14 protein-coding genes are annotated in these 18,397 nt (G+C 66.7%); 4 read left to right on the top strand and 10 right to left on the bottom strand.

Annotated features, from left to right (window positions below; genetic code table 11):
- Positions 1-18 precede the first annotated feature (18 nt).
- From F0U60_RS24750 to F0U60_RS24735, 4 genes are all read right to left on the bottom strand, one after another.
- Positions 19-903: an SPOR domain-containing protein gene (locus F0U60_RS24750; RefSeq protein WP_395823956.1), complete on the bottom strand. Its 885-nt coding sequence runs from the start codon at positions 901-903 to the stop codon at positions 19-21.
- Positions 904-1,055: 152 nt separating this feature from the next.
- Positions 1,056-2,102 carry a tRNA 2-thiouridine(34) synthase MnmA gene (gene mnmA / locus F0U60_RS24745; RefSeq protein WP_395823953.1) on the bottom strand — a complete coding sequence of 349 codons (1,047 nt, stop codon included), beginning with the start codon at positions 2,100-2,102 and terminating at the stop codon, positions 1,056-1,058.
- 147 nt (positions 2,103-2,249) lie between these two features.
- Positions 2,250-3,524, bottom strand: a complete 1,275-nt coding sequence (locus F0U60_RS24740) for a CCA tRNA nucleotidyltransferase (RefSeq protein WP_395823950.1) — start codon at positions 3,522-3,524, stop codon at positions 2,250-2,252.
- An 11-nt stretch (positions 3,525-3,535) separates the two neighbouring features.
- Positions 3,536-4,279, bottom strand: a complete 744-nt coding sequence (locus tag F0U60_RS24735) for a lysophospholipid acyltransferase family protein (protein WP_395823947.1) — start codon at positions 4,277-4,279, stop codon at positions 3,536-3,538.
- A 200-nt stretch (positions 4,280-4,479) separates the two neighbouring features.
- Here F0U60_RS24735 and F0U60_RS24730 point away from each other — a divergent pair, with 200 nt between their 5' ends.
- From F0U60_RS24730 to F0U60_RS24720, 3 genes are all read left to right on the top strand, one after another.
- Positions 4,480-5,736 carry a hypothetical protein gene (locus F0U60_RS24730; protein ID WP_395823944.1) on the top strand — a complete coding sequence of 419 codons (1,257 nt, stop codon included), beginning with the start codon at positions 4,480-4,482 and terminating at the stop codon, positions 5,734-5,736.
- A gap of 265 nt (positions 5,737-6,001) precedes the next feature.
- Positions 6,002-6,208 (top strand): hypothetical protein, encoded by a 207-nt coding sequence (locus F0U60_RS24725; protein ID WP_395823941.1) that lies wholly within the window; start codon positions 6,002-6,004, stop codon positions 6,206-6,208.
- 152 nt (positions 6,209-6,360) lie between these two features.
- A complete protein-coding gene (locus F0U60_RS24720; protein WP_395823938.1) occupies positions 6,361-7,272 on the top strand; it encodes a fatty acid desaturase family protein in 912 nt (303 codons plus the stop codon).
- 22 nt (positions 7,273-7,294) lie between these two features.
- Here F0U60_RS24720 and F0U60_RS24715 read toward each other — a convergent pair whose 3' ends face one another.
- The 3 genes from F0U60_RS24715 to F0U60_RS24705 all read right to left on the bottom strand — a co-directional run bounded on the left by F0U60_RS24715 (position 7,295) and on the right by F0U60_RS24705 (position 10,279).
- Positions 7,295-8,809: an alkaline phosphatase family protein gene (locus F0U60_RS24715; RefSeq protein WP_395823934.1), complete on the bottom strand. Its 1,515-nt coding sequence runs from the start codon at positions 8,807-8,809 to the stop codon at positions 7,295-7,297.
- Positions 8,806-9,609, bottom strand: coding sequence for a hypothetical protein (locus F0U60_RS24710; RefSeq protein ID WP_395823931.1), 804 nt, complete (start codon positions 9,607-9,609; stop codon positions 8,806-8,808). The genes F0U60_RS24715 and F0U60_RS24710 overlap by 4 nt, the downstream gene beginning before the upstream one ends.
- 250 nt (positions 9,610-9,859) lie before the next feature.
- A complete protein-coding gene (locus tag F0U60_RS24705; RefSeq protein ID WP_395823928.1) occupies positions 9,860-10,279 on the bottom strand; it encodes a GFA family protein in 420 nt (139 codons plus the stop codon).
- A 239-nt stretch (positions 10,280-10,518) separates the two neighbouring features.
- Here F0U60_RS24705 and F0U60_RS24700 point away from each other — a divergent pair, with 239 nt between their 5' ends.
- The gene (locus F0U60_RS24700; protein ID WP_395823925.1) at positions 10,519-12,420 is read left to right on the top strand and encodes a DUF5829 family protein; all 1,902 of its coding nucleotides are present in this window, start codon (positions 10,519-10,521) and stop codon (positions 12,418-12,420) included.
- Between the two features lie 48 nt (positions 12,421-12,468).
- Here the strand turns inward: F0U60_RS24700 and F0U60_RS24695 are convergent, their stop codons facing one another.
- The 3 genes from F0U60_RS24695 to F0U60_RS24685 form a co-directional block, all read right to left on the bottom strand.
- Positions 12,469-13,863 carry a DUF1552 domain-containing protein gene (locus tag F0U60_RS24695; protein ID WP_395823923.1) on the bottom strand — a complete coding sequence of 465 codons (1,395 nt, stop codon included), beginning with the start codon at positions 13,861-13,863 and terminating at the stop codon, positions 12,469-12,471.
- A 2-nt stretch (positions 13,864-13,865) separates the two neighbouring features.
- Entirely contained in the window at positions 13,866-15,902 is a 2,037-nt protein-coding gene (locus F0U60_RS24690; RefSeq protein WP_395823921.1) for a DUF1588 domain-containing protein, read from the bottom strand.
- A gap of 127 nt (positions 15,903-16,029) precedes the next feature.
- Positions 16,030-18,198: a neutral/alkaline ceramidase gene (locus tag F0U60_RS24685; RefSeq protein ID WP_395823919.1), complete on the bottom strand. Its 2,169-nt coding sequence runs from the start codon at positions 18,196-18,198 to the stop codon at positions 16,030-16,032.
- Between the last annotated feature and the right edge of the window lie 199 nt (positions 18,199-18,397).

Raw genomic sequence — 18,397 nt, 5'->3', positions numbered from 1 at the left:
GGCCGGTTTGCCTCCAACCTAGTTCGCGGCGACGAAGGCCTGGAGCTGGGTCTCGCGTTTGAAGTCGGACAGATACCGGGAGGCGGCATCCTTGGAGGGGAAGCTCCCCATCCGAACCCGGTACCAGGTTCCCTTCTGGGGGACCTCGGCGGAGATGATGTACGGCGCGTAGCCCCGATCACGCAGCTTCGCCGCGAAACGCTCGGCCTCCGGACGGTTCTGGAAGGCGGAGATCTGTAGGGTGAAGGCGCCGCCGGGCACCGCCTCGGTGGGTCGCTGGGTGGCCCGGGCAATCGCCTCCTTCATGCCGCCGCTCTGCGGAGTGGTGGTGCGGGTCGGCACGGGAGCGGGCTCCACCTTACCTGGGGAGGGAGCAGGCTTGCTCTCGGCGACCTTCGTCTCCGTGGGCTTGGGCTCGGCCTTGGGCGCGGTCGGCTTGGGATCGGCGGCCTTCGGCGCGGGGGCGTAGTCGTCATCCGTGGGCGAGGCGATGACCTCGTGCGACTCGGGCGCATCCGCGGGCGCCTCGGCGTTCTGAGTCTCCGTGGGCGCGGGCGGCTCGGCCGGCTTCGGCTTGGGCGCCGGCGGAGGGATGGCAACCGTGACGGTGCCGGGCTTGGAGGGCGCGGTCTCCGGGACGGTCTTCTTCGTGAGCTCGTCCTGGAAGGTGAGCGGCTGCTCGGCCTCTCGGGCCTGCTGGAGCGCCTGGGCGTTGGCGTCGAGCGCGGACAGGAGATCCGGCGCGGCGGCGGCCTGGGCGTTGCCGGCGAGCTTCTTGCCCACCACCACACCGAGCACGAACACGGCTCCCATCACGACGATCCCCGCGATCAGCAGGCTGACGATCTGCCTGTTGTCGAGCGAAACATCGAACTTCTCTTTCATCCGGTGGGCATCGCGCATGACGTGGCGTTCCTCGTGAGTACGGCACCCCGGCGCGGCCACACGAGTGTCGCGGCCTGTAGCGTCGAGGTGCGTCGGAAGGTACGCCCCGCCTACAGGCCGGTCAAATTCGGGGCGCGCGCAGCGTCACACCCTGGGGGTTGCCACAAGGCTCAAACAATCCACCCACCACCCAGCACACGATCCCCGTCATAAACGACCGCGGCCTGGCCCGGCGTCACGGCCCGGGCTGGGGCCTCGAGCCGGATGGAGACGAGCCCATGAGGAGACACCTCCACACGGCCGGGGGCACCGGGGTGGCGGTGGCGGATGCGCACCAACACGGACTTGTCGGAGGGGGGCGGCCCATCCACCCAGTGAGGCTGGAGAAGCCCAAAGGAGTCACGCGCGCTCTCGTCCGCGGGGCCCACGACAACACGGCGGGACTCGGGCTCGATGCGCTGGACGTAGCGGGCCTCCCCTCCCCCGAGGTTGAGCCCGCGGCGCTGACCCACGGTGAAGCGATGCACCCCGGCATGGGTGCCAAGCACATGGCCCTCGGTGTCGACGATCTCCCCGGCCGGCTGAGGGCCGGCGACCTTCTCCACGAAGCCGGCGTAATCCCCATCGGGCACGAAGCAAATCTCCATGCTCTCCGGCTTCTGACTGGTGGGGAGGGCGTGACGCTCGGCGATGGCACGGACCTCGGGCTTGGTCATACCGCCCACGGGGAAGAGGATGTCGGCGAGCTCCGACTGCCCGAGGGTGAAGAGGAAGTAGCTCTGGTCCTTGGCGGAGTCGACGGCGCGACGCAGGACGTACTTGCCGTCCTGCTGCTCGACCTGGGCGTAGTGGCCGGTGGCGAGCCGGGCCCCGAGCGCCCGAGCGCGCTTGAGGAGGAAGTTGAACTTCACGTCGCGGTTGCAGGCCACACAGGGGATGGGCGTGCGACCCCCGAGGTACGACTGGACAAAGGGGCTGACGACCCGGTCCTTGAAGAGCTCCTCGGCGTTGGCGACGTAGAACGGGATGCCGAGCTTCTGGGCGACGGCGCGGGCATCGTCGATGTCATCAGGACTGCAACAGCTGCCGCACTGGGCCTTGCCCTCGTAGGACCAGACGCGGAGGGTGATACCGATGACCTCGTGACCCTGCTCCTTGAGCAGGGCGGCGGCGGCGGAGGAGTCCACCCCACCACTCATGGCAACGACGACTCGCATGACGCCCCTTCTACACGCCGGCCGGTCCGGGTGCGACACAACCGACGCAAGAGGACAACACACCCGGACACTTCCGAGCTCCTGAGCCAGCTCCCTCTCCCTCTGGGAGAGGGTTGGGGTGAGGGTCTACCCCCCTCCCCGCTCGGCTCAAGAACCCCGAGCCTGTTGCCAGCGCCGCAACAACTCCTTCAGCGTCTCCGGCTCATTACGCGAGGGCTCATCGAGCACCTGGTCAAGAAGGAACCGGGTAGCCTCTCCCACGATGGGCGAAGGACCCACCCCGAGCGTGGCCATGATGGCGCCGCCATTCAGCGCGAGGTCCTTACCGCTCAGCGGAGGTTTTGAGGCGGCCAGGGCCTGAAGCCGGCCGAACAGGAGCTCCAGCTCGGGAAGCCGAGCCGGCTCCCGCGCCTGGATTCGAGCCCGGGCCACCGAGGTGAGCGCCTCGACATTGGCGAGCCCCACCTTGGCGAGCAGCCGACGGAGCGCAGGCTCCGAGTCTCCAACATGCCGCTCGAGTGAGGCGTGAGAGATCAGCAGTCGCACACGCTCAATCGTCTTGGTCGGGAACTTGAGACGGACGCCAATCTCCTCGGCACGCTGGGAATCGACGAGATCGGCCAACAAGGCGGCGAGACGGATCTCCACATCGACGGGCTCGGCGGCGGCGGCAGCGCGGGCCAACCGGGCGGCCTCGGCATCCGCGAGGGCGAGCTCGGGCAGAAACACCTCGAGCAATCCGGTCTCGGCGAGCAGCTCAAGCCCGAACTCAGCGCGCTTGGAGAGGAGCAGCTTGACGAACTCCTCGCGGACGCGCTCGTGGGCCACCTTGCGGAAGATGGGGAGCGTGGCCGGGATGGCGGCCTGGGTGCCAGGATCAAGCCTGAAGTCGAGCACCGCGGCGAAGCGCACGGCGCGCAGCGGGCGCAGCCCGTCCTCGGAGAAGCGCTCGATGGCCGAGCCCACACAGCGGACGACCCGGGCCTTCAGGTCCTCCTGACCGCCAAAGGGATCGACGAGCTCATGGCTGAGGGGATTCCAGGCCATGGCGTTGATGGTGAAGTCGCGGCGCGAGAGATCCTTGACGATGTCCTGCTCGAAGGTGACGGCGCTGGGGCGGCGACCATCGTGGTACTCGCTCTCGCTGCGGAAGGTGGTGACCTCGACGTGGGTCCCTCCCACGACCACCGTGACAGTTCCATGCTGAATGCCGGTGGGGATGACCTTGCGGAAGGCGCGCTGGACCTCCTCGGGGAGCGCGCTGGTGGCGACATCGAAGTCCTTGGGGTGGACGCCCCGGAGGGTGTCGCGGACACAGCCGCCGACGAGGAAGACGGCGTGGCCCAGCTCACGAAGGCGGGCGATAACGTCCAGGACGGGGCGAGGAACGTCGGCGTCGAGCAGAGGGGCGGGCGTCGTCATCGGAGGCGAGGCTAACCCAACACCGCTTTCGGATCAGCGGGACGCGCGAGCGCATCCACGTACAACGCCCGGACCTGGTCCGCGAGCGCCGCGGGCTCCCGAGCGAACGACTCGGGGGGCAGCGGCGGCAGCACGCGCACGCGGATGGAGGCACGCGGGCTCATCCAGGGACCGTCCCCCTCCACGAGCTGAGTGGTGCCCTCGATGACCACCGGCACCACCGGCACATGCTCCTCGAGTGCGAGCTGGAAGGCCCCGCGCTTGAAGCGCAGCAGCTCCCCCTGCGAGTAGGTGCCCTCGGGGAAGATGAGCACCGGCATGCCCCGACGCAGCCAATAGCGGCACGGCTCGAGCATCTGAAGCATGGAGGAGAACTTGCCGCGCGTGACGCGCACATAGCCCAGCAGGCTCATCATCCACCCCACGATGGGGATGGAGAACAGGGACGACTTGGCCACGAACTTGTAGGGTCGGAACAGGCCCATGACGGCCAGGATGTCCGCGGCGGACTGGTGGTTGGCCACCAGCACGCAGGGGCCCTGAGGCAACAGCTCCCGCCCCTCGATACGGGTGCGCCAGCCCGGGGACAGGTGCAGCCACAGCCCGTGACACCAACGGCACACCAGCGCGTGCAGCCACCGCCGATCAGGGTCCACCGGGTAGGCCACGAGAAACAACACCAGCCCCAGGGCGAAGAGCACCGGAGCGGTGACGAGGAAGACGAGCCAGAACCAGAGGGTGACGGCGTATTTCACGAGGAGGAAATCGCACGCGCGCAGACCCCGCGTCCACCCTTCAGACGCCTCGACAGCTCCGCTGCTTGCTTGTTACGCTCTGAACATAAGACGGAAGAAGTCCGAGGGGGATAAGCAACGTGCACCATCTCGGCCGCCCACGCTCTTCTCACGGATTTGGGAGGAAGAGTGCCATGTGGCGTCTGCTAGCCAGGGTCGCCGTGCTCACCACCGTGGTGTCCTCCGGTGCGGCGAGCGCTTCGATTGCAACACTCATCGAGAAGAATCACAGCGCGAGCTACGCGGGCCCGGAGCAGGTGCCGGATGTACCCGAGATGGCACCCGCCGTCCCTGAGAAACCCACCGTCGTCGACCTGCTCAAAGCCTGGTACGCGGACGAAATCCGCAAGGACAGCAAGGCGCTTGCCAGCAACCTGCGGAAGCTCGATACCAGCGCCTACAACTCCTTCTTCGCGAAGTGCAAAGCCAAGGCGCTCGCCTGTGCCGACAAGCTGCCCGAAGAACTGAAACCCCAGGTGGAGGCGTATCTCCAGGCGTCGGAGACGGCGCAGCAGGATTCCGCCCTCCGCAAGCTGCAGAAGGCCGCCGAGGGGCAGCCCAAGGAAGTCCTCGACTGCTTGAACGCGGCCCTGGTGAAGCTGGACGCATGGGGCGTACTCGTGGGCGGGCTGCTCTGGGGGAAGACGACCGATGGCGCCGAGCGACTCAAGCCGACCCGCCACAACCCGGGGCGGGTGTACATCCTCCGGCCTCAGGTGCTCACCGCTTGGCCCGGCCGGGCCGACTCCGCCCTGAAGGTGCTGGACCCACGCCAGGGCCCATGGAAGGTGCGGCTGGCGCATACCTACGAACAGAAGGTCGGGACCCACAACCAGGAATGGAAGCAGCTCGTGCTCCTCAAGGTCCGGGATTACGACAGGCTGACGAACAACGGGCACTTCCTACTCGTCGACGACAAGGACGTTCCCCTGGGCTGGCTCGATATGGACCAGGCGGCCTTCTTCGAAAAGAAATGGGCCGAATACGCTGACGAATCAAAATTCGTCTACACGAGCGGAGCGGCGGCTTTCGTGCACGGCGTCTGGTGGAATCCAGAGGGACGCACTGGCGACGACGCTTCCAGCGCGCCAGACAAGCGCTACCAGGAGCCCATCCACATCGTCGATTTCCTTCGTCTGAGCCAAGCGGAGACGGACGCGACCGAGCTGCCCGCAAACGCCCCCTATCCTGAAATCCTGCACGTCAGCCAACTCAGAGCACTGTACCGAGGCAAGGACGACCCTGAATTCCTTGCATCCAGAATCAAGCTACTGACGGAGCGCCGATACGCCCCGAACGACGCATGGGGCCTCGGCGAGCAGGCTGGAACCATTGAAGCGTACAAAGGACGCCTCCAATACAGAATAGGTTCGGCGACCACCAAGACGACGCTCGACAAGATCTACCGGTTGCCCTGACCGGGGGAGCAGCCCAAGCCCGGCGCCAAGAAGCCCCCTCAACAGCCGAAGCCCGTACAGGTCCTCAAGCCCAGGGAGTTCCTCGTTCTTTCCCGGCCCACGCTCGAGGCCTTCTCGCTCTCACTCGAACCCACGAACGAGGACACCCCTCCCCGGATCGCGACCCGGGGAGCTCTCAGGGGCCTCGACGGCACCTCCAACGTCTCGGTCGACGTCAGCCTCTGGCGTAGGAGGGACGACTCCAGAGCCCGCGCTGTTCGCGACGATGTGCTTCAACGCCAGGCACCTGGCCAACCCGAGCCTGCCGGCCTTCGCGTCCCTCAATTTCAACGCCGAGGTGTTCGATGCCTTCACGGAGAGTCAGGGCAACCTGAGCAGCCCCCTAAAGGGAGGCAGCATCTGCTCCGCCGAGTCACGAAACGGTCCCGCCCTGGTGGAGCGCATCAGGGCCACGCTCAAGCGCTCCTTCTGAAGCCGGGCTGGTGGGCAACCTTCCTGCCCCATGAAAGGCGTACATTCCGCCACCCCGGAGGGGCGCCGCGTACTGTATGCTGTGCGACACTTTCGCCGGTGACGGGGCGTCCACCTCCCGTGGGCACCCGCCGGCCCCCTCGCGGAAGGCGCATGACCCTGTTCCGGCATCCTGAAGATCGCATCCCCGTCCTGCTGTTCACGTGCATGTTCGCGCTCGACCTGACGGTCTTCTTCACGGCGAACAACTGGTGGCTGCCCATCCTGTGGCTCGCCCTGGGGATCATTCCCAAGGGGTGGATCAGCGCGTGGAACCACCACCACCAGCACGTCACCATGTTCCGCCATGCGCTGCCCAATCGCCTGCTGGAGATCATGTTCGGGTTCCAGACGGGGATTACCTCCCACGCGTGGTTCCTGCATCACGTGCTCGGCCACCACCGCAACTACCTGGACCAGGAAAAGGACGAGTCGCGCTGGATGCGCCCCGACGGCACCGCCATGGGCGAGCTGGAGTACTCGCTGTCGACTGCGCTCACGGCCTACCCGCGGGCCTTCAAGGTGGGGCTCAAGCACCCCAAGGCACTGCGCATCTTCCTGGGCATGGGCGCGCTGCAGGTAGCGCTGCTCGGCCTGCTCTTCTGGCACAACTGGTACAACGCCCTCTTCGTCTTCCTGCTGCCCATGTGCGTGTCGCTCTATGTGACGGCCTGGGCCACCTACTTCCATCACTCGGGGCTCGTCACGAAGGAGCACGCCGAGGCCTCCTACAACATCCTGCACCGCGGCTATAACCTGATGACCGGCAACCTCGGCTACCACACCGCGCACCACACCAAGCACGGGCTGCACTGGTCGAAGCTGCCGGAGCTGCACGCGCAGATGGCGCGAGACATCCCCCCCACGCTCTACCGCCAGCCGGGCATTCCGTTCGTGTGGTCCGGTTCGGAAGACAAGGTGGTGCTGAGCACCGAGCAGGTGGAGTCGCTCGCCCAACCGGCCTCCGCGCGAGCGTCCAGCAGCCACACCCCGACCGAGTCCCAGTTGAACGATGCCACCGCGTGAGTGAGCGGAAGCGCTCGAGTGCTCAGCGGAGCTGGGCGTAGTCGAGCGAGGCTCCGTCAGCACCGGGCAGGAGTGTGAGGCCTCGCTCCCGCATGTGCTCGGACAGCGAGGGGAACAGCTCGAGCAGCGTGTCCGAGCGCACCGTCGCGGGCAGGCTGCGCTCCTCGGTGAGGAGCGCGCTCACACTGCCCTTCCCGTGCATGGCGCCGTGACTGGCGGCGGAGGCCAGGTCTGACCCACCCACGAGGGGGACGCGGAAGCCCTCTGACATGTACGGGTCGCGTAGGGACACCAGCGCGTCCGCCGGGAACTCCACGCTGATGGGCTCCAGCGACGTGCGTGCGCGGAAGAAGAAGTCAGGGTAGGTCCGCTCGGCGGTCGCGGCGAAGAGCGTCTCGTCACTGAAGACGCCGGACTCCGCCCCGGGCTCGAAGGTGACGGGGAGATCAAGCGCGGCCCAGTTCATGTTCGCGGGCAGCCAGTAGGTGTCCGTGGAGCGCTGGTAGCCAAAGCGAGCCGCGAGCGCACCTTCCCGCCAGGCGTCCACCCACTCGAGGTCCTCGGGATAGCCGCTTCCCGGTGATACACCGCGCGCGATCACCAGGTCGGCCGCGGGGGCCGTGGAGGCCCGGCGCGCCACCTCCATCGCCCACTGCGGCCGGGCATGGAGGGCCACATAGGTCACACGGGTGTGGAGCACGGCCACCGCCGCGGGGCCGCCCACCGCATCCGCCTGCCCGAACGTGTCCACGGGCGTGATACCGACGGTGCGCAGCTGGTTGCGGAGGTCCATCACGTAGGGCGGCGGCTTGCGCACGCTGTCCATGCCGTGATCACCGAAGAGCGTGAAGACGAACGTGCGCTCGGGGTGCCTGCGCTTGAACTCCTGGATGCGCTCACTCAGGGCCACGAGCACGTCGACGAAGTCTTCTTCGGAGAGCATGTGCCCGATGACGTCGCCCTCCAGCACATAGGCGCTGAAGGTGTGCTGCTTCTCGCTTCTCCCGGCGAGTGCCACGAAGAGGTGATCCAACGAGCGGTACCAGCCGAAGACGGGCCGCTCGTAGCTCCAGACGGAGCTGAGGTAGTCGCTCGCGTGGTGATCGAAGGCTTCGTAGTAGACAGGCGCCCTCACCTTCTCCGGCAGCAGGTGGGCGAGCGAGTCCAGCGGTGGAATGGCATGAACGAGGAGCCCCTCCACCGCGGTGTTGTAGAGCGCGTCGTGCCTGGGATCGTAGTGGCCGTACTCGTAGCCCGCGAAGCGCCCGGTGTGCAGGATGCGCGTCCAGCTGGCGTCACTGGTGGCCGGGAACATGGGGATGAAGCGGGACAGGTTCCACCCCGAGAAGGCACCCCTCTCACGGGCCTTGGTCACCGCGCTGTGAGACAGCCCGTCGAACCCCAGGAACACGTGCACCGTGGGATTGACGGACGGCTTGCCCTTGATGGGGATGCTGTTCATCAGCGCGGCGTGCTCCCAGTCGCAGGCGGGGCCGGCGAGCATCAACAGCGCGAGCGCAAGTGCGAGGCGTCTCACAGGTAGGCTCCCAGACTGAGCAGCGGGCTGCTCTGTCCTCCATCCGGCATGAAGCGGTAGAAGTAACCAAGCTGCGCCTCGAACCACCGAATCCGGAAGCGGTAGGACGCACCGATCAGGGTGAAGTCGTGGTTCCAGAAGCCCATCTCGCCCACGTGCGTGGAGAACGCATGGTGCTCGCGGACGAGCAGCTGGGCCACCAGGCTGGCCCCCACCGTCGCACGTCCCACGTACACCTCGTTGCCGAACGTCCCCATCACCGTCGCGGTGCCGTGCAGTTGGAACCAGGGAACGGGCGTAAAGCTCGCCGTGGCGCCAACAGGCAGCACGGTGAGCGTGACGTCCCGGGTGTCCAACCGGGAGACATAGTTGCTGGAGGTGAAGGCCTCGCTCGATCCCGGGAGGAAGACGAGGGCCTCGGCGTGCGCGGCGATCGACAGCCGCTCGTTCCGCAGGAGGCTGACCTTGGCGTGGACGTTGGGCGTCCGGAAGACAAAGGAGAAGGGGCGTCCCCCCAGCTGCACCCTGTCGAGGAGCCCAATCTCCACCGACTGGGTGCCGACATACAGGCGCCCATGGCCGAGCACGTGTCCGGTGTTCTCCCAGAGCGGATAGAGCCCGAGCGGGGTCAGCTTCGGGCTCATGCCGGCACTCGCGCCTTCGTCTGTGGACTGGTGCGGGACCTCGGCCTCCGACGCCTGGGCCTGGGCGCCCGACAGGGCCAGCATGCTGATGAGAAAACAGAGCGGAACGGGTCGGACCCCCTTCCCCACTCGCCACTGAGACGCGTTGCTCGACATGATTGAGCCCTCCGCCGGCCTTCCACCTCTTGAGCCGCGCTCCACACGAAGAAGCTCACGCCCTCTGGAATCGAACCAGCGGCCTGCGGTTTAGGAAACCGCCGCCCCCGAAGCAACTGCCGTGTAGACATCGTCATTGAAGCCGGCAGTGCCGCAGGGTTGACATCGTCCTGGCTCACTCGGATCACCCAGCCCGGCTGGCAGGACGGCTTGCGTCCCACCGCCAGGATACCGCTCCAGCGAGGGCGGGTCAGGCGAGGCCACCCGCGTTTCCGAACGGGTTCACGTAGGCAGCCTCCGCGAGCTGCGCCCAGGTGTCGTGGCGCCCGTCCAGGTACTTCACCGGGACTCCGGAGAGCTCCACGTCATCGAGGCACCGGATGTTCACGGCGTAGAACTCACCTCCCAGCTCCGGGATATCGCCGTGCCCAAATGGCTGGAGGCCGCACTCCTTGCAGCGGTGAGCCTTGCCCAGGAGGACGAGGTTGTCCTGACCCATCAGGAGCCGGAAGGTGGCAGGTCTCGCGAGGAACCCCCACCACCCGCTCTTGCTGCAGATGGTGCAGTTGCACCGAGTCGTTCCGGTGCTGAGGTCGAGGTCGGCTTCGAAGCGAATCGCGCCGCAGTGGCAGCTGCCCCGGTAGGTGCGGAGACCCGAGAAGTTGCTCATGGATGATTCTCCTGGAGAAGAAGACGGCCCCTGATGGGCTCGTCCTGATGACCGGGAGAAGGTAGGTGGGATTGCGGACAGCTTCGGTCCGCGATGAGAGGAGACCAGGGCCCGGGGAAACCCCATAATGCAATCGAGTTGCAGGAATTCGGAACCGGAGCTACAAGCAGCGGACTCGGGTCTCAGCGCATGCGCCAGAACCGAGCGGACGTGGCGGTCATGCCCTGGAGGAAACGCGAATGATGGCGATGGTGCTGCTGCTAGCAGCCCTTGCGACGGCGACCCCCCCGTCGCCGGAAGAGGGCGCACTGGCCTGGGGCAGCGCGGTGGCGATGCCCGGGCAGCGGGTGCACGGTTACCTCCCGGTGCCGGACGGCCCCGGAGGCCCGGCGTCCATCCCTGTCACGGTGGTGCGAGGCAGCCGACCCGGCCCGGTGGTCGCGGTGATGGCGGGCATCCACGGCTCGGAGTACGTGCCCATCCTCGCGGTCCAGCGGCTCGCGGCGAGGCTGAATCCGGCGGAACTGAGTGGCACGGTGGTGCTCGTCCACATCGCCAACGTGCCGGCATTCCTGCACCGCACCGTCTATTACGGACCCACGGACTGGAAGAACCTCAACCGCGTCTTTCCCGGCTCGGCCACGGGCACCCTGTCCGAGCGCATGGCCCACGTCCTGACGCAGGAAATCTTCGGCCGGGTGGATGCCTCGGTGGACGTGCACTGTGGAGACGCGAACGAGGCCCTGCTGCCCTACACCGCCTACATCGCCAACGCCCTGGACCTGAAGGTCTCCGAGCGCTCGCGCGCCATGGCACTCGCCTTCGGGGTGGAGACGGTGAAGGCGCGCTGGGCCGACTTCACCGGCCCCACGCGGTACACGACGGACACGGCGGTCTCCCGAGGTATTCCGGCCATCGGTGTCGAGCTGGGCGGCGAGGGCCGCACCCCCAAGGCGGACATCTCCCGCGTGGAGGAGGGGCTCGTGAGAGTCCTCCGGGCGCTCGGGCTCGTACCTGGAGGCCCACCGCCCCCGGTCCGCTCGCGGTTCGTCACCTACTCGGAGACGGTGTCCAGCCCGGTCCATGGCCTCTTCACGCTCGGCGTCCGCGTGGGTCAACGGGTGGCAGCGGGCGCGCCCCTCGGCGTCATCCGCGATGCCTTCGGCCGCACCCTCGCCGTCCCCGGAGCGCCCTTCGCGGGCGAGGTGCTCTACGCGGTGACCACTCCGCCCATCAGTCCGGGCGAACCCCTCGTCTCCCTCGGTATCACCTCGTCCCGGGCTCCGGAGTCACCACCTCCCCCGCCCGCGGCGGCCCCCAGGGTGTTGCTCAACCATGTCTATGTCGTCCTGGACGCCGAGCACTTCGAGGCGCTGCGAGGCTCGGAGTTCTTCCTGCGCGAATTCGCCGAGGTAGACGCGGGCCTGCCTGCGTTCCGACCCATCCAGGCCACGGATCAGCGGCTCTACGTCCGGGGCCAGGACACCTACCTGGAGCTGCTTGGCCCGGAGAACCCGTTCAAGGAGCCGGTGGGCAAGGTCGGCGTGGGGCTCAGCGTCGAGCAGGAGGGAGAGCTGAAGCGTCTCGTCCCGCACCTGAAGCGCACGCTGGGCGAGCGCATTGGCGAGTCGAAGGCGCAGTGGACGTTCGAGGGGCGCGGCCAGGTGCCCTGGTACGACGCCATCCACGGAGAGACGTCCGAGCGGGACGCCTCGCTGGCGCTGTGGGTCAGCGAGTACCACGCGGGCTTCTTCCAGGCCCTCTATCCCGAGCGCCCGTGGGACGCGCACGACGTGAGCCGCCGGGCCTTCATGGGACCCCGCTTCAAGCCCGAGCGGCTCCTGCGCGACATCACCGGGCTGACGCTGGAGCTGTCTCCGGAACGAGCGGCCATACTGACCCGGGAGCTCGTCGCCATGGGTTACCGGCAGACCTCCGCGCCAGGAGACGTGCTCACACTGGAAGGGGGCGGAGTCCGCTGGAGTCTGAGGGAGTCCAGCCGCCCACGTGGTCTCCTCGAGATGACCTTCTCCCTCACCCGGGTGAAGCAAGGGCCACGCGTGGTGCCGCTCAAGGGTGGTGCTCGGCTGGACTTCTCCGCCGACTCGCCGGATGCGCGGTGGGTGCTGGTTGGCCCATGAGTTCGATCATGCCTCGCGTAGAGGGGAGAACCCACCGCGCCTCTCGGCCTACCCCATCAGTTCCGACAGGGGGCCTTCGGCGATTCGCGTCGGCCCTTCCGACCCGAAGGTGTTGAAGTCGGGGTCCCCGAAGGCGTGGCCCAGGGTGTTGAAGAGGTTGGACACCTGGCGATTCCGGGCCGTGCCCTCGGCCGGATACACCACGGTCCGTCCATCCGTCTTCAGCCCCAGCGCGTTGCCACCGAGGACGAGCTTGGGCCACTCCCGCGCCTCCGAGTGGTGCTGTTCGCCATTGTCGGACATGAAGACGATCGCCGTGTGATCCAGCATGGAGCCGGACGCGTTGAGCTCCGGCGTCGCCGCCAGCGCACGTGCGAGCTTCGCCACCAGGGCCACGTGCTTCCGGGTGACCGCCGCGATGCCTGTCCAGTTGGCCGCGTTGTCGATGCCGTGCTGGAGATCATGCCGCCCGACGCTCGCGATGCTCGAGTCGTAGGCCACGTCGAAACCCGAAGTCCCCGCCGCCAGCACCACCAGGTTCGTCAGTCCGCCCAGCAGCGCGGTGGTGGCGATCTCGAATTGCGCCTCGAGCCACTTGAGTGAGTCGGGAGGGGTGGTGCCCCCCTGGAGCAACGGGTTCACGGACGGGTCCGGGGGCAACAGCGGCTTCACCCGCGCCGCCATTCCCTGCAGCTGCGTCTCTCTCTCTCTCAGCGTCTCGAGCGAGGCCAGGTACCGCTCCAGCTTCATGCGCTCGTGGGAGTTACCCTTGAAGGTCCCGAGCGCCGCCTTCGCGTCCTCACGGGCGAAGTCGAAGAGCATCCGGCGCTCCTGTCCCACCGCCGTGCTGGCCGAGAGCGAGCCGAAGATCGTGTTGTACGCGAGCATCGGGTTCACCAGGATGCCGGCGGGCTTGCGCGGACCGTAGGCACACGTCTCGTAGACGATGGGGGTGCGCGCGGAGCTGGTGCCAAGCCGGATGGCGTCGAAGGGCGCGGTGCGCTTGAGCCTCGGCGCCAGCACCGCATCGAGGGTGGCGGCCGAGCCATGCACCGCGCAGCTCAGGGCCCCCGTTCCCGACGAGTGCCCTCCTCCGGCGATCGTCGACGACAGGCCGAGCAACACCGCCGCCCGGTTCACGAGGGACGGCGCTCCGCTGCCTCCGGCGAGCGGCCCCAGGCACAGCGCGCTGGAGAGGTCATCGCCCATGCGGAGCAACGGCGTCTCGGGATACACGTCGCGGAAGTTGTGCCGCGTGCCGATCTTCGGGCCGAGGGCCGTGCGGGTCCCGCTGGACAGGAACGCCTGGGGATAGATGCCGTTGCACTCCAGCACCAGCACCAGCCGCATGGGCTTCGCCGTCTGGGCGAGCACCTCGCGGTAGAACGGCGCGAACAAGCCAGCGGCCACGGCGGATTTGAGCAACGCGCGTCGGGTCAGCATGGTCACTCTCCCTGCGCCGGCTCGCGGCGCGTCGTCCAGGTGTCGCTGGTCATCAGGGCCTTCAGCAGGGCCTTGAACGAGCCCTGGTTGGCGTCGTAGGCCTGCTCCATCCGCACCAGCGTGCAGGCGTCGCTCCGGTTCTCGTCGCGGCCCATGAAGTAGCGGAAGACCTGCCGGACGAAGCAGCGCTTCACGTAGCCCGAGGCGGCGAGCTTCTCGCTGAGCTCCACCGCATCCCGTACAGGTCCGTTCAAGGCCGGGTCCGGCAAATGGCTCAACGTCACCTGCCCATTGGGAGCCATCCATCCACCGTCGGGGGCGTGATCCCTCGTCCGCAGGTAGCCGGCATGGTTGTAGATCTCGAACGGATAGCCGAGCGGGTTCATCAGTGAGTGACAGCCCTGGCATTCGCTCTTGCCGGTGGCGTCCTCGAGTCGCGCCCGCGCGTTCTTGTCCGGCGCGTGAGGCCCCACCTGCGCCATCACGCGCACCGAGCTGAGGGGTGGCACATAGCCGCAGAGCAGGTTCTCCCGCACCCACTTGCCCCGGTGGACCGCGGACGGATCGTCCTCGAAGTTTCCGCCATGCGAGGCCAACCACGCCGGGTGGGTGAGCACTCCGGCGCGCTCCTTTTCCGGGAGCATCCGCCAGCGTGCGTCGTTGTTCGCGGCGATCTCCGCGTTGGTGCCGTAGGGCTGGCCCGTGTACCGCGTAGCGTTGCCGTCGAAGCCCGTATCCTGGGTGGCGGCGAGGAAGAACTGCCGGGAGGTCAACAGCGTCTCGAGCACCGCGACGTCCGCCACCACCGCGCGCGCGACGAAGTCGTCCATCTGCTGGATCAGCGTTGACTCGTCGCCGTAGTAACCGGAGAGCAGATTCTCCCAGGCCGCGGCCTGCGGGCGGTAGCCACTCGGCTCCCCATCATCGAAGGCGCTGGTCGCCTCCGGACGCTCCTTGAAGATCGCCTCCACCTCCGTGTAGCCCAGCCACTGGCGGAAGAAGTTCGCCACGCCATCGGAGAGCCAGAACTCGCCCCGGCGGGGACGCTCCGCCTCGCCGAAGTCCTGGACCAGGTCGAAGCGGGTGGGATCCACGCCGCCCAGGTGCTGATCGATCAGCGAGCCCACGACCTCTGGCGAGCGAATCCCTCCGTCGCGCGCCGCGTCCGCGATGTCTCCATAGTGGCCCTTGGAGGAGGCGGAGGTGTAGGGCCACCTCCAGGTGGGAACCGCACCCGGGGCCCGCTCTCCCAGCGCATAGGTGAGCTGCTGCGCGAGCTCCCATTCACCGAGCTCGACCCGGCCGTCGCCGCTCGGCGTGCCCAGCTCCTCGCGGAACAACGCGCCGCTCATCAAGGTCGCCGCCGTGACGACGCGCGAGAGGCTGTGGGTACGTGCGCCCTCGCCTCCATCGGGGGACTCCTGTGCGAGCACCGACTGGGTGAAGGCCGCCAACCGGTCCAACTCATCCGCGCGCGCCGGCCGGTACATCACGCCCCGCTCGAGCAGTGTGGCGAGGTAGTTGCGAATGCACGCGGTGCTCGGCTTCGCTTGCTCCCACATGCAACGCAACGACTGATCCTCGCGGAGCAGATCGAGTCTGTTCGAGCCAGTGTAGGGCCCGGCCCACGTCGCGCCGTACTCGTCCACGATGGGGAGGATGATCTCGACCATGGACTCGTCGACCGTGTCGTCGGCGGCGTAGCTCCCGTAGGGAGAGCGTGGATTCGGATCGAGCGGATTGTCGTAGAAGCTGAAGCCGGTCCATCCGCGCGTCACGGAGCCGCCGACATTGCGGGTCCATTGCCAGCGGTTGATGCGGCGAAGGCGTGTGGGAGCGTCGGAGACAGCCCCGCGGCAGGCGAAGAGCTCCTCCTGGGGAATCAGATTCGGCGAGATCTCGGTGCCCTGGCTTCCGCCGTCGGCGGAAGGCACTCCGCCGTCCGAGGCGTCCGGATCCTTCTGGGGCTCCTTGCACGCACCGAGCACCATCAGGATTCCGGCGACGCAGGCTCGCACTCCGTTACGACGAGCACTCATTCCACTGCCCTCCTGGTGAGGCAGTTTAACACCAGGAGAGCGCTGGAGTGTCGGAAATTCCCCTTTTGTTGGTGTTCCGGGTTTCAGCCTGTGTTTGACTACGGGGCCAGGCTGTCAATGCAGGCGCTTACAGCACCGTGAATGACTCTGAAACCCCCTCATAGGGGCTTATTTTCCCGGTCCATCCAGACTTCCAGTGGCCCTTGTGGCGGATGCGGTATGTACCCGTTGCGGCGTTCTTCGTGTCCCAGGTAATCGTTATCTTGGAATAGGAGATGCCGCTCCGTTCCCACCGGTACGTCGTTTCCGGATCCCAGTCCCACGCGATCGCCACCCATGCGCCGTTCACCTGCTTTTCGACCGCCAGGAACGAGCCCTGCGTCTGGAGATCGTTGTTCGGATGCCCGCCCCAGTACTGCACGGTCACCAGGCTTCCCCTCGCATAGCTCGCGGCCGGCTGGGTGATCACGCTCCCGAACTCCTTGTCGAGCGGCTTGTCGTCCAGCACCACCTTCGCGGTCAAATCGATCGTCAAGCCCGTCACGTCCTCGGGCGTGGGGCCAGCCGCGACGTCGGCGCCACTGACGATGGCCTTGCTGAGCTTGGCATATTCCTGCTGAAAGGCGGCCAGCTCGTGCGGGCCGAACTGCGTGCAGGCCCCCTCATACCACTGCAGGGCGTACTCCTCCCGGGTGGCCAGGTATGACGCGTATGAGTTGGAGAGCCCGGCGATAACCGCCGTGTCGACGCCGACGCTCGCAAGCTCCGTTTTCACCGTGTCCTTCAGGCGGCGGCCCGCCATGGTGGTCACCTCGGTGGGGACGGCGACAATGGCCAGGTTCCCTATCTTCAAGACCTGGAGGGGCATGATCTGCGGGGTCATGGTCGGACCGTTGATGTTGAGGTGCGCCACGCCCGTCGGTATCAGCACCGGTTTTTCCGCGTGGCAGGCCTTGTAGGCCGCGTTGTTGGTCGCCGGCCATGCGAAGGCGAAGATGCCGCCCAGGAATCCGGAGAGCGCCGCCTTGCCGGCGTCCTCGCTCCACCGCACGCTGTCAACCGTGGTCCCGTTCGGGAAGAGCGGCACGGGGCTCGGATTGTCATACGGGCTGCCGGCCGAGAAAGAGGCTCCCATGCCGGCCGCACACGTCGTGGTTCCCGCGGAAGCGACGTAGAGCGTCCTCATATCCACCCACTCGTGGCGGAAATCCACCGAGCCGGTCAGCTCCCTCGTCGCACCGTTGTAAAGCTCTTTCGCCTTGCTGTATTGCTTGAGGACGGCGTTCTCCAGGCTCTTATTCTTTTCGAACGTCAAATCGGGGGGCGCCAGGCCAAACCCAATGTTGGGTGTCACGTCGCCGGCATTGCTCTGGGCGAATGCGGCCACGAATGTCTTGGACGCCAGGTAATCAGTCCCCTTGTCCTTCTCGAAGAGGTACGAGGCCCAGCCCTTGTTGTCGCTGCTGATCAGCTTGTTTTCGGGGCCGATGCTGTCCGGGTGCACCGCGTACCAGTTCACCATGCCGATCTCCTCGCCATCGAGGCCGACGAGCTTCAGGAGCGTCATGGTCTTGTCCGTGATGCTCTCGTACCGGGCCCGCTCCGCCGCGGGGTTGTTGTTGTAGGCTTCCACCGCGCGGTTCCCGCCGCAGCCCTCGAGTGTTCCTTCGTTGACGAGGATCTTTCCGGGCTTCACGTTGTGATGGGCGCGCAGGATGGACTGGTAGATGCCATCCACGATCGCGTTGAAGTTCTGTTTCACGAACCCGTTGATGGTCGCGTCATACAGGAAGTACCCCGAATAACCCCCGGGGCCACTGTGGGTATGCGTCGCCGACAAGAGGACGTTTTTCGTGTCGTAATAGCGTGCGAGCTCGGCATTGGCCGCGATCTTCTCGCTCACTTTGACCTTGACCATCTGGAAGAGCTGGCCCAGGTCGGCGCTGACAAAGACGACCCGCTTGGTCCCGTCGCCTATGACGAACGCCCGTGACCGCAGCCTCATGTGGATGCCAGCGGTTTTTTGGTCCGATACGGCATAGCCCATCATCGGGAGCTCTCCGGCCGGACCGGTGATGTCATAGATGCCGCTTCCGATGAGAAAGACGCTGCCACCAGCTTGGGCGGTGATGCCACTGACCAGGTTGCCCTGATTGTACCGGTTGGAGCTCGTCCCTTCCGATGGCGCTTCGTCGTTCCGGGCGCTGTCCGAGCACCCGGGGCCACAGGCGATGCAACCCCAGAGCAGCAAGAAAAGAATCCGATGAATTCTGGCTGTCATTGTGTGCATGGACATCCGCCCAGTTGCTCCTGGTGAGAGTGGGTAAAAGGCATGAGGAAGCCGAATCATAAGGATTAGGCGGATTTCACGCTCTGTGTGTGCGCGATTTTGCTGCTGTGTCGGATACTCGGCAGTCAGTATCCGAGGCGGACGTCCAATCATGGTTTCATCACGCCCGCCTCATTCTTCAATCACTCTCAAAAAGGGGGGTTCT

This window comes from Archangium minus, from assembly GCF_044360475.1.
Taxonomy (GTDB): domain Bacteria; phylum Myxococcota; class Myxococcia; order Myxococcales; family Myxococcaceae; genus Archangium; species Archangium minus.
Note: the sequence above shows the minus strand (reverse complement) of the source record. Positions and strands in the feature narration are given on the sequence as shown.

Excerpts from the sequence above, each read along its gene's own strand:
- F0U60_RS24750 (WP_395823956.1), bottom strand. The coding sequence starts at position 903 with ATGCGCGATGCCCACCGGATGAAAGAGAAGTTCGATGTTTCGCTCGAC.
- mnmA (WP_395823953.1), bottom strand. The coding sequence starts at position 2,102 with ATGCGAGTCGTCGTTGCCATGAGTGGTGGGGTGGACTCCTCCGCCGCC.
- F0U60_RS24740 (WP_395823950.1), bottom strand. The coding sequence starts at position 3,524 with ATGACGACGCCCGCCCCTCTGCTCGACGCCGACGTTCCTCGCCCCGTC.
- F0U60_RS24725 (WP_395823941.1), top strand. The coding sequence starts at position 6,002 with ATGTGCTTCAACGCCAGGCACCTGGCCAACCCGAGCCTGCCGGCCTTC.
- F0U60_RS24720 (WP_395823938.1), top strand. The coding sequence starts at position 6,361 with ATGACCCTGTTCCGGCATCCTGAAGATCGCATCCCCGTCCTGCTGTTC.
- F0U60_RS24710 (WP_395823931.1), bottom strand. The coding sequence starts at position 9,609 with ATGTCGAGCAACGCGTCTCAGTGGCGAGTGGGGAAGGGGGTCCGACCC.
- F0U60_RS24705 (WP_395823928.1), bottom strand. The coding sequence starts at position 10,279 with ATGAGCAACTTCTCGGGTCTCCGCACCTACCGGGGCAGCTGCCACTGC.
- F0U60_RS24700 (WP_395823925.1), top strand. The coding sequence starts at position 10,519 with ATGATGGCGATGGTGCTGCTGCTAGCAGCCCTTGCGACGGCGACCCCC.
- F0U60_RS24695 (WP_395823923.1), bottom strand. The coding sequence starts at position 13,863 with ATGCTGACCCGACGCGCGTTGCTCAAATCCGCCGTGGCCGCTGGCTTG.
- F0U60_RS24690 (WP_395823921.1), bottom strand. The coding sequence starts at position 15,902 with ATGAGTGCTCGTCGTAACGGAGTGCGAGCCTGCGTCGCCGGAATCCTG.
- F0U60_RS24685 (WP_395823919.1), bottom strand. The coding sequence starts at position 18,198 with ATGTCCATGCACACAATGACAGCCAGAATTCATCGGATTCTTTTCTTG.